Source organism: Vibrio sp. 970 (assembly GCF_033339075.1).
Map to the genome: position 1 here is coordinate 1 of NZ_JAWOTW010000453.1, position 635 is coordinate 635.

Sequence of the window (635 nt, forward strand, 5' to 3'; positions counted from 1 at the left end):
ATCAACCGCAATATTATTGTGGCAGTGAAACCATAATCGAATCTTCGATAACGAATCCGATGAAAAGCCAACGCTCTGTTGGCTTTTTTTACCTCTGAGCGAATACTCTTGTGACAAGAAGGTAGACAATGAAACCGACAGCGGAAATTTTGACAGATATTCTGGCGGAATTGCGCCCTTTGATCGGTCAAGGAAAAGTGGCGGACTACATTCCGGCTCTGGCAAAAGTACCGAATAATAAATTAGCTATTGCGGTATACACCAATGAAGGTGAAGTGATTAAGGCTGGCGATGCCGATGAGTCTTTTTCTATTCAGTCTATTTCGAAAGCACTGAGCCTAACGTTGGCCATGTGCTTGTACAAACAAGAAGAAATTTGGGCAAGAGTAGGTAAAGAGCCATCAGGTCAGGCGTTTAACTCGCTGATTCAGTTGGAGATGGAACAGGGTATTCCACGCAACCCGTTTATTAACGCGGGTGCAATTGTTGTGGCTGACTTGCTGCAAAGTCGTTTGTCTGCACCTCGTCAGCGCTTACTTGAGTTTGTTCGTCAGCTGTCGGGTGATACTCACATTGTCTACGACAAAGTCGTGGCCGCTTCGGAAATGATGCACGGCGATCGCAACGCGGCGATT

The 635-nt window shown here is 46.1% G+C and carries 1 protein-coding gene; it reads left to right on the plus strand.

The features are described from left to right. Positions 1-128 precede the first annotated feature (128 nt). Positions 129-635 (plus strand): glutaminase (locus R7Q11_RS27245; protein ID WP_225467117.1); only part of this gene is annotated, 507 nt, incomplete at its 3' end.